The organism is Candidatus Ozemobacteraceae bacterium (genome assembly GCA_035373905.1).
In the GTDB taxonomy this organism is placed as follows: Bacteria; Muiribacteriota; Ozemobacteria; order Ozemobacterales; family Ozemobacteraceae; genus MWAR01.
Genome location: DAOSOK010000049.1, coordinates 22,656 through 33,118, shown reverse-complemented (window position 1 = coordinate 33,118; position 10,463 = coordinate 22,656). Strand labels below are relative to the sequence as shown.

Below are 10,463 nucleotides of genomic sequence, written 5' to 3'. Positions count from 1 at the left end.
TTGTCTCCAGAAACGGTACCGCAAGTGCGTCATGCGGCTTGAGAATCAAAGTGAGCTTACAGACCTTATCGATGATACCGGCGAGCTGTTTCTGTATATGTTTGCCGCTTTGTCTCTTGTGGCGGCTTCGATAATCGGGGTTGTCGTTCTGTCGCACAAATACGTCGAATACTTGCTCGACCGTGGCCTGATAAAAGACGTTCGCTATTCGCTGCTGCTGCCCCTATGTGTTCTGTTCATGATCGGCTTTTTCGGAGTCAAGCTGCTGAAAGCCAACAGGGCCTGGAGTTGCGAATATCGATCGTCTCAGAGGGCAGCGTATCGGCTTATACCCGCTGAGATGGTTACGCCTGCAGATCTGCGGCCTGCGTCTGACAGCGGGCTTCTGCCTGAAAACCTGCCGGAAATTCAAACCAGTATCCTGGGAAAGTAACAGGCATGTCGCCGACGAACTCCGCAAAAAACTGAACCGCCCCGCCGCGACGGCTTCCGCACCGGCCGCCCCGGCATCCGCTGCTGTTCCCGCCCCAGTCCCAAATAAATAAAGTATTCTATAGAACACCCCCGGAGCCGCCAGGCTTCGGGGGTGTTCCAATTCTGGACAATTCTGGGGACGTGATACCGAACTTAATAGTTCGGTATCACGTCCCCAGAATTGTCCGTCCCCAGAATTCCTCTCGGTGGTGAAATTATGGTAAAATTCGCGGTGCGACACCGAAAACGGTGCGAGGCGTGACGAACAGGGAAAAGGAGCGGAATGATGGAAGGGATGCGGTATGCGAAGAGGGTGGAGAATCTCTCGCCCAGTTCGATCCGGCAGATGATGGCGATCGCCAAACGGCTGATCAGCGAAGGAAAGACCGTCTACGAGCTGAATATCGGTCAGCCCGACATCAAGTGCATCTCCGTGTTCCCAGATGCGATCGCCGAGCGGGCCCGCGAAGGCCATTCGGGCTACTCGCCCTTCATCGGCGAGAAGTTCCTGCGCGAGACGTTCGCGCGGTATCTGAACGCCTATTTCGGCCGCACCCAGCGGCGCCATCTCGTCATCGACACCGAGAACGTGCTCGTCACGTGCGGGGCGTCCCAGGCGCTGACGAACACGTTTCTCGCGATCTGCGAGCCGGGCGAGGAGATCCTCTGCATCGAGCCGTTCTTCCCGCCGTATGCCGGCTTTCTCGCCGTCTCCGGCGGCGTCGTGAAAAGCGTGCCGACCTTCGCCGAACAGGGGTTCGTCCTTCCCCCCGACGAGGTCATCGAAAAGCAGATCACGCCGAAAACCCGCGCCATCCTGTTCAATAGTCCCTGCAATCCTTCCGGCAAGATCTTCACCCCCGAGGAAGTGACGCGGCTCGCGAAGCTCGCGATCAAGCACGACCTGTTCCTGATCTCGGACGAGGTCTATCGCGAGATGATCCTCGGCGACGAGGAGGCGTTCAGCATCCTCGAGGTCGACCTGCCGCCCGACCAGATGGAATCGTTGATGAACCGCATCATCGTGATCGACTCGGCGAGCAAGAGCTTCGCCTTGTGCGGCGCGCGCATCGGCTTCGTCGTGGCCCGCGCCCCGATCATCCAGAAAATCTCGATGGTCCAGGCCCACACCGTCGCGAGCGTCTCGGACATCCTGCAGTACGGCGTCGCCGCGGCCTACGACCATGCGCTGCGCCACCCCGCCTTCTTCGCCGATATGCGCAAGACCTACCGAGACCGCCTCGACGCCGCTATGGAGGCGATCAACGAATACATGCCCTGGGTCGTCGCGCCCCGCCCGGCGGGCGCGTTCTATCTCATGATTCAGTTCCCCGGCATCGAGGACATCAACGACTTCGCGCTGTTCCTGCTCGAGAAGTTCAACATCGGCACCGAGACCGTCTGCGTGACGCCTGCCATGAGCTTCTACCAGACGCCCGGCCGCGGAACGAACGAGGTCCGGCTCGCCCTCGTCGTCGATCCCGAAAAGATCCGGCGCAGCATCTTCATCATCGCCGAAGCCTGCAAGGTGTACAAGGCCCGCATCAGGAACCATCAGGGCCTCCACGCACTGGCCTGACGGGGAAGCGACCCCGTGTGCGGGCGGTTCAGCCTCATCGCGACCTGGCAGTCCCTGCTGGATGCGATGAAGGCCGAACCGCTCGTGCAATATACGGCAAGATATAATATTGCCCCATCTCAACCCGTTCTTCTGCTTCGACGGAATGCATCGACCGGTTCCCGCGAGTTCGCTCACGCCCTGTGGGGCTTCCTCCCTTCCTGGGCTGGGGAGAAACCCGTAAAACCGCTGATCAACGCCCGTTCGGAAACGGCTGCGACGAAGCCGGCGTTCCGCACGGCATTCCGGCGCCGGCGCTGTCTCGTTCCCGCCACCGGCTTTTACGAATGGAAAGCCGAGGCCGGAAAACGAAACCCCTGGTATTTTCGGATGCGCGATGGCGGACTGTTCGCTTTCGCAGGCCTGTGGGAAACGTCGGTTTCGCCCGACGGGGGAGAATTCGACACTTGCACGATCCTGACGACCTCCCCGAACGAGCTCGTCGCGGCCGTCCATGACCGCATGCCGTGCATTCTTCCGCCGGAATCCTGGCCCGCGTGGCTCGGAACCGGCGAAGAGCCGGTCGGAGCGGGGGAAATCGCTGCGATTCAGAGCCTGCTCGGCCCATTTCCAGCAGGACCGATGATCGGAACGAGAGTCTCCGCCGCCGTGAACTCGGCAACCGCGGAAGGCCCCGGCTGCATCGCCCCGCCCGGCCCGAAAACCCCGCCGTTGCCCCTCTGAGGGGACCGACCATCCGTGAACCCGTCGGCGTGGACTGGCACCGCTCGGTGCCGGAAGAACACGTTCCGATCTTGGCGTCCGGGCTTTTCTTTCTCGCATGTTGTGGTATCATGACACCCGGTCGAGAGGACCGAATCGACATTTCCGAAGCGGAGAATACCGATGAACGAACAGATCGCGCTGAACCCGAACAAGCTGGTGCGTTTCCTCGATAAGAGCTCGAATGATTTCACCAAGAAGGATCTCATTCATTTCATCGAGAAAAACGACATCCGGATGGTCAATTTCCGTTATGTGGGCGGCGACGGCAAGCTCAAGCTGCTGAACTTCATCATCAACGACAAGAAATACCTCGACAAGATCCTGTCGGTCGGCGAGCGGGTCGACGGGTCGAGCCTGTTCAGCTACGTCGAGGCCAGCGCCAGCGACCTGTATGTGGTTCCCCGATACCGGACGGCGTTCGTCAACCCCTTCGCCCAGATTCCCACCGTCGACATCCTGTGTTCCTATTTCGACAAGACTGGCCAACCCCTCAACATCGCCCCGGAGAACATTCTGAAGAAGGCGCATGCGTCGTTGAAGGAAAAGACCGGTATGCAGCTCCAGGCGCTCGGGGAACTCGAGTTTTACCTGTCTTCCGAACTCGACAAGATCTACACCATCACACCGCAGAAGGGATATCACGAATCCCACCCCTTTGCGAAGTGGGAAATGGTTCGCATCGAGGCCATGAACCTGATTTCGGAAATGGGCGGTCGCATCAAGTACGGTCATTCCGAGGTCGGCAATATCGTTTCGGGAGACTGGGAATACGTGCAGCACGAGATCGAGTTCCTACCGGTCGACGTGGAGGACGCCGCAGATCAGCTGGTGGTCGCGAAGTGGGCGATTCGAGAGGTGGCTTACAAGCACGGCCTGGAAGTGAGTTTCGCTCCCAAGATCATCGTCGGCCACGCGGGCAGCGGCTTGCACATCCATGCGCGCCTGGTCAAGGACGGGCGCAATCAGATGGTCGATGAGACCGGTTCTTTGAGCCTGACCGCTCGGAAGATGATCGGCGGCCTGCTCGAACTGGCGCCTTCGATCACCGCCTTCGGCAACGTGGTGCCGACCTCCTTCCTGCGGCTGGTGCCGCACCAGGAGGCTCCCACCAACATCTGCTGGGGCGACAGCAACCGCTCCGTGCTCGTGCGCGTGCCGCTGGGCTGGAAGGGCGTGGCGAACATGGCATACGAAGCCAACCCGCAGGAAAAGGAACCCTACAGCGATCCGATGTCCAACCAGACCGTCGAATTGCGCAGCGCCGACGGATCCGCTAACGTCTACCTGCTGCTGGCAGGCATCACCACCGCCGCCCGCCACGGGCTCGAGAACGCGGACGAGGCGCTGAAACTGGCCGAGAAGCTGTACGTGAGCTTCGACGTGGGCAAGAACCAGGCGGGGCTCCACCTGCCCCAGTTGCCCGCTTCCTGCTTCGAGGCCGGCGAACAACTGCTCAAGGATCGGGCATACTACGAGAAATACCAGGTCTTCCCGCCCCACATGATCGATGGGATCGCCGCCACGCTCAAAAAATTCAACGACAAAGACCTCAGCGAGCGGATGTTCGGCGACGGGGACGCGCTGATGAACCTGGTGCAGCAATATCTGCATTGCGGGTGACCGTAACGGAATATATTCTTCCTGTGCTCTTTTCCGCTCCGGGAGCGGAGACGTTTCGGAGCTCACGAAACGCGTGCCCGGCATGAACCTTCTTTCTCCACTTCATCCGGCTCGAGTGCAATGCGGCCCATACCGTTATCATGCTCTAGGAAATCTGCAGAAGAACAACGTTGTTCGATTCGCACGGAGATCTCGAAGACTGACCTGAGCCTGTCGAATGGGCAAGAGACATTTTGTGCTTTTGTGCTGCGATACCTCAGCGCAAACGGTATCAGGTTTTCGAGGGCATTATCGTGATATGCGTGAGACGAGATTGTAGATGAAAATTGTCCGCACCGGGGGTGCGGTGAACCGGAGATAATCGGTGATGGGATGTCTGATACATGGGCTTGTTGGGGCTGCCTGCTTCTTTTCGCTCGTTTTTTCGGCGATGGGGTATATCGGTATGCAGATCGTCAACACAGAGCGGGAAGAAGCTGGTAAACTTGCGGCGGCGGCGGTTCAAAAGCGACTCGATGAAGTGCTGCGGCAGGACGGGCCGGCCTGGGTGAAAGGGCGGCTCGAACTCGCGTCCGGAACGGCGCCGATTCTGTGCGGCGAGCAGCCCTGCCTGTGGAAGCGCACCGAACGGTACGAGTCGATGGTCGAGGATATCCGCAAAGCCGGCGAGTGGACGAAACGATTCGCGTTCCGGAAGGTACAGGACGACGTGACCGGCGCGCCGTTCGAGATGACGGACGGCCCGGCGAAGCTTCGGTTCGATGACTGGTTCGGGATCAAGCCCTGGGAAGATCTTCTTCAGATCCGCCACGACCAGGCCCCCATCGTGAGCTCGATGGCGGAGGCGATGCCCGCGTCCGCCACCGTCGCGTGGCGCGTGAAGGAGCGGTTTCTGCTGGCCGGGCAGGACGTCTGGCTGCTGGCTGAGTTCAAGGGCGGCAAGCCCCAGGGCTACGTGAACGGAGCGGTGTATCTCACCGGCCTCGGCCCGGAACGATTCGCCGCAGCCCTGGCATCCGGCGGCGACCTCTCCGACACCATGAAATGGGTGTTTTTGATCGGCATCGTCGTGCCGTTGCTGTATTTCGGGTCTCTCATCTTGAAACGGAGATCCTGACGGAGTACACTTCGTTTTCACCACCATTTCCAGCCATTCCAGGAGACGAGCATGCTAGACATCAAGTGGATCCGCACGAACCCCGACGGCCTCAAGGTCAACATGATCCGACGATGCGACGTCGATTTTTCCGACCCCGCCGTCGTCGACCTGCTGAAGAAGGCAGGCGTGGAGCCGAAACGGTCGAAGGCGGCGATCGACGCGCTCGTCCCGCACGCGGCGACGCTCTCGTTCCCGAAGCTGGCACCGCTCGAATCCCTCGATGCCGAGCGCCGGAACCTCGTGTTCGAGGTCGAACAGCTCAAGGCGAAGCGCAACCAGGCGTCGATGGAGATCGCCAAACGCAAGCAGGCGAAGCAGCCCGCCGATGATATACTGGCCGAAATGAAATCAGTCTCCGACCGGATCAAGAGCCTCGACGAGAAGGTCGCCGAGGTCGACGGCAAGCTCGACGAGATCCTGATGACCCTTCCGAACGTGCTGAACGCCGGGGTTCCCGCGGGCGGCGGCGACGAGGAGAACGTCGAGGCGCGCCGGATCGGCGAAGCCCCGAAATTCGGGTTCCAGCCGAAAGACCACGTCGACGTCGCGACGAAGCTCGGCGTCGTCGATTTCGACCGCGCCACGAAGATCGCCGGGGCCAGGTTCTCGGTCCTGAGCGGCGACGGCGCCCGCCTCGAGCGCGCGCTGACCACGTTCATGCTCGACCTGCACACCGGCGAGCACGGGTACCGCGAGGTCTGGACCCCCTACATGGTGAACTCGAACGCGATGCGGGGAACCGGCCAGCTGCCGAAGTTCGAGGCCGACCTGTTCAAACTGCAGAATACCGACTACTATCTTATTCCGACCGCCGAGGTGCCCGTCACGAACCTCTACGCCGGCGAGATCCTGCCCGAGTCGGCGCTGACGATGAAGATGACGGCCTACACCCCCTGCTTTCGCAGCGAGGCGGGCAGCTACGGAAAGGACACGCGCGGCCTGATCCGCCAGCACCAGTTCGACAAGGTCGAGTTGGTCAAATACGCGCATCCCGACAAGTCTTATGAGGAACTCGAGGCCCTGCTCGCCAACGCCGAGGAAGTGCTCAGGCGGCTTGGCCTGGCCTACCGCGTCGTCACGCTCTCGTCGGGCGACGTGGGCTTCTCAGCCGCGAAAACCTACGACATCGAGGTCTGGCTGCCATCGCAGAACTGTTACCGCGAGATCAGCTCGTGCAGCAACTTCGAGGACTTCCAGGCCCGCCGGGCGAACATCCGGTTCAAGGGCGAGGGGAAGGGCGCCAAAACGGGCTTCGTGCACACGCTGAACGGCTCCGGCCTCGCCGTCGGCCGCACCTGGGTCGCGATCATGGAAAACTTCCAGGACGAGGGTGGCAGGGTCTGCATTCCCGAGGTCCTGCGCCCCTACATGGGCGGCAAGACCCACCTGGAGCCGGCTGTCCGATGATGCAGACATCCGTGGCCGCCCAAATCGAAGCGATTCTCCGCGCGAACGACCATTTCCCGCTCGAAGCCGTTCGCGAGCTCGTCTCACGCCGGGAAGACGCCGTCGCTCCTCTGCTCGAACTCCTCGAGAACGCCGTCAGGAACCCCGATGCGGCCTCGAAACCCGAATACATGGGGCACATCTACGCCGCGATGCTGCTCGCTTCGTTCCGTGAACGCCGTGCGCATCCGCTGCTGATCGAGTCTCTCTCCGCGGCTGACGAACACGATCTCGACATGGTCTGGGGCGGGATGATGGTCGAATACATGCCCCGTCTGCTCGCCATGACCGCCGGCCCCGACGTGTCGGGTTTGATGGCGCTTGCGGATGACGAGAAGAGGCCGGAACTGGTGCGGGAACTCGCGATCGAAGCCCTGGGATGTCTCGTCGCGCGCGGGGAACAACCGCGCGAGCCCTTTATCATTCTGCTGAGACGCCTTCTCAGCAGACCACGCTCGAAACGGGATTCCGAGTTCGTCACGTTCATCGCGATGATCGCCGCCGACATCCATCCCGGCGAGCTGGTCGACGACCTCTCCATGCAGATCACCGCCGGCATCATCGATGAGGAGTATTTCACGACCGACGAGCTGAACCTCATGGCCGCCGAACCTGTCGAGAAGATCCTGCAGTTGACCAGCGAGAGTGTGTCGATGCGGTTCTTCGACGATGTCGTCGAGGAAATGTCCGGGTGGGACTGCTTCAATCCCGAACAGGCCGAAATAAACGCCGCGGAACAGAGGGACGCGCTTCGCAATTTCTTCCGTCCGCCGCCCGACCTGCCGGAATACGACGAAGAGCTTCGGGACATCGAGGAGATCGAGGACGCGGTCATCAGCAGGCCGGGCCCCGGCGCGAGACCTGCACGCGGTCCCGAGGCCGGCCGCAACGAACCCTGCCCGTGCGGCAGCGGGAAGAAATACAAGAAGTGCTGCGGCCAAGGATCGTAACGGGCCGCACCGGATCTCTCGCGCGCTTCGCCCTCGCGGCGGCGTTTGCGGTGGTCGTTACGCTGATGACCGGCTGCTCGGGCCAGTCGGGCGGACTGCCGCCGTTCTCGTATCCGATTCCGACGAACTTTTCCGTCGCCGGCTCGATCGATATCGGCGACGTCGCCCTTCACACCAGCCTCGGCGGCGTCCTTTCGATCGACGGCGGCTCGGTCCGCGGAACGGTCAGGAGCGCGATGCTCGATCTGAGCGTCTTCCGGATCACCGTCGAGGACGATCCGGCGAACGCGGCGACGGCGGGGAAGACCGGGACATTCTCGATCGCCTCGATGACGATCCGCGACCAGATCGTTCTGCGAGCGAAGCATAGCGGGCATTCCGGCTTCATCCTCGAGTGGATGGCGGCCGACGCGTCCGGGTTGTTCGGCACGAAGCAGGCAAGCATCACCGTCTACTCGACGGCCCGCTCGTTCATCGCGCGCACCCTTCGCGACCGGTACGGCAGGCGGATCGATCCGACCCAGATCACGGACGGGGAGATCCACGGCGTCGTTCTCGCCATCACCGATGTTCTCGAAAAGCATCCCGAAAAGATCACCGGCGGAACCCGGCTCGATGATGTCGCCGATGTGCGTTCCGCCGTCGATGCCGCGGCCGATGCCCTCGACGCGGCGCAGCGCGGCTTTTATCCCCGCGAATGGACGATCCTCGTCTACCAGGGCGGCGACAACAGCCTGTCGAACGTCCTCGAAGAGGACATCGAGGAAATGAAACGGGCCGGTCCGCCCGCGAACACGGCCGTGATCGTCCAGAACGAGGACACGGCGCTCGGAACCCGCAGAATGCTGCTCGGGAAGGGGAAAACGACGGAGCTGGGCAAGACCGCCGGCGTGAACGCGGCCGATCCCTCGGTTCTGGCCGATTTCATCTCCTGGGGCTACCGGGCGTTCCCGGCTCGGCGGATGGCCCTCGTCATCGCCTCCCACGGCACCGGCTGGCGCCCGGGATCAATACGATCAGCTATTATATCGGATGATTCGGCGTCAGCGATGATGGACATTCCCGCCCTGCAGACGGCGCTTGCCTACGGAACGAAGGTTCCCGGCGGCTTCCGCCCGCTCGACTTCCTGGGCCTCGATGCCTGCCTGATGGGCATGCTCGAGATCGCCGTCCAGCTCCAGGGCCACGCGTCGTATCTCGCGTTCTCCCAGGCGAACGAGCCGGCCCCGGGCTGGAATTACGAAACGCTGTTCAACAGCCTGTCCGCGGCCGTGCCCTCGGACGGCCTCTCCTTCGGCCGCACGGCCGCCTCCGCCTTCAAGAGCGCATACGAAGCCGCTCCGCTCGCCGGCCGGTATTCGGGAACGATGTCGGTGGTCGACATGGCCAGAATCCCGGGCCTCGTGACGCGCTTCGCCGCCTGGGCATCCGCGATCAGGGCCGACCTGCCGCTCAATCTCAACGCTCTCGTCGGGACCCGCGAGGCTCTCGTCGATGCGTCCTACGGCCTGACCGGCTCCGAACGATACCTGATCCAGGCGTTCGAGTTCCCTGACCACCGCGATCTGCTGGACCTCGTGTCGAACCTGCGGACGACGTTCCCGAACGCGAACATCGCCGCTGATAATATGACGCATTATATATCGACGTCGGTTCCCGTTCCCGTCACGGTGAGATTCGGCGACCGGTACCGGCGTGCGACAGGCCTCTCGATCGCGTTCCCCGGCCCCGGAGAATACGCAGGATATCTCGGCCCGAACGGGAAGATGCGGTACGCCGATCTCGCCCTCGCGAGCGCGACCGAGTGGGACGAGGTGCTTGCCGCCATGAACGAAGTCGGGCATATCTCGCCGGTCGACGGACGGAACCTGTTCGTGAAGCTCACCTGGCCGAGCGGCGCCGACCTCGATCTGTACATCGGCGAGCCCGATCCGGGCAACGCCGGCGACCCCGAACGGATGATCTGGTACACGGCCGCCGCCGGCGCCGAGTCGCCGAACGGCCGGTTCAGCCCCGATTCGAACCAGTCGGGCCTGCCGGAGGAAACGTGGTCGGCCGTCCGCGCTGTTCTGCCCGGCGTCTACCACGTCGCCGTCTCCTCGAGAAGCGGAACCGCCGTTCCCCTGCTGCGCCTTTCCACGATCGCGACGTCGACGGTCATCACCGGCGAACCGGTTTCACCCGGCGCCAGTTTCGCCGTTGCCAGGATCGTCGTCTCCTCCTCCTCGATCGTCTTCGAGCCGATCCTTCCCGAACCACCGCCGGAAGACGAATAGACAGGGCGCGGGAGCCGGCAAAGCCGCTTTCGACCAGCAGGAATCCAGAACGGGAACAATACACGTTCGACGTTCGGAAAAAATCCTGTAACGCAGATACGGACATTTTCGTTCTTGCCTCGATGGAAATTCTCAGGTACCGTTTCCGATAAGAGCGTGAAGCAGATTCAGACACAAGAATTTGTCATTGAAGA

8 protein-coding genes are annotated in these 10,463 nt (G+C 61.9%); all 8 read left to right on the top strand.

Annotated features, from left to right (window positions below; translation table 11 throughout):
- A partial coding sequence (locus PLU72_18235) for a hypothetical protein (protein ID HOT30122.1) occupies positions 1-433 on the top strand: 433 nt, incomplete at its 5' end.
- A 324-nt stretch (positions 434-757) separates the two neighbouring features.
- Positions 758-2,053, top strand: a complete 1,296-nt coding sequence (locus PLU72_18230) for an aminotransferase class I/II-fold pyridoxal phosphate-dependent enzyme (GenBank protein ID HOT30121.1) — start codon at positions 758-760, stop codon at positions 2,051-2,053.
- A 15-nt stretch (positions 2,054-2,068) separates the two neighbouring features.
- Positions 2,069-2,776 carry an SOS response-associated peptidase gene (locus PLU72_18225; protein ID HOT30120.1) on the top strand — a complete coding sequence of 236 codons (708 nt, stop codon included), beginning with the start codon at positions 2,069-2,071 and terminating at the stop codon, positions 2,774-2,776.
- A 162-nt stretch (positions 2,777-2,938) separates the two neighbouring features.
- On the top strand, positions 2,939-4,438 hold the full coding sequence (locus PLU72_18220) for a glutamine synthetase family protein (GenBank protein HOT30119.1): 1,500 nt from the start codon (positions 2,939-2,941) through the stop codon (positions 4,436-4,438).
- A gap of 367 nt (positions 4,439-4,805) precedes the next feature.
- Entirely contained in the window at positions 4,806-5,555 is a 750-nt protein-coding gene (locus PLU72_18215) for a hypothetical protein (GenBank protein ID HOT30118.1), read from the top strand.
- A gap of 51 nt (positions 5,556-5,606) precedes the next feature.
- Positions 5,607-7,004: a serine--tRNA ligase gene (gene serS / locus PLU72_18210; GenBank protein HOT30117.1), complete on the top strand. Its 1,398-nt coding sequence runs from the start codon at positions 5,607-5,609 to the stop codon at positions 7,002-7,004.
- Positions 7,001-7,993, top strand: a complete 993-nt coding sequence (locus PLU72_18205) for a DUF1186 domain-containing protein (protein ID HOT30116.1) — start codon at positions 7,001-7,003, stop codon at positions 7,991-7,993. The genes serS and PLU72_18205 overlap by 4 nt, the downstream gene beginning before the upstream one ends.
- Positions 7,972-10,269 (top strand): clostripain-related cysteine peptidase, encoded by a 2,298-nt coding sequence (locus tag PLU72_18200; protein ID HOT30115.1) that lies wholly within the window; start codon positions 7,972-7,974, stop codon positions 10,267-10,269. Before PLU72_18205 ends, PLU72_18200 begins: the two co-directional genes overlap by 22 nt.
- Positions 10,270-10,463 lie beyond the last annotated feature (194 nt).

Coding starts and splice junctions, on each gene's coding strand:
- PLU72_18220 (HOT30119.1), top strand. CDS start 2,939: ATGAACGAACAGATCGCGCTGAACCCGAACAAGCTGGTGCGTTTCCTC.
- PLU72_18215 (HOT30118.1), top strand. CDS start 4,806: ATGGGATGTCTGATACATGGGCTTGTTGGGGCTGCCTGCTTCTTTTCG.
- PLU72_18205 (HOT30116.1), top strand. CDS start 7,001: ATGATGCAGACATCCGTGGCCGCCCAAATCGAAGCGATTCTCCGCGCG.
- serS (HOT30117.1), top strand. CDS start 5,607: ATGCTAGACATCAAGTGGATCCGCACGAACCCCGACGGCCTCAAGGTC.
- PLU72_18230 (HOT30121.1), top strand. CDS start 758: ATGATGGAAGGGATGCGGTATGCGAAGAGGGTGGAGAATCTCTCGCCC.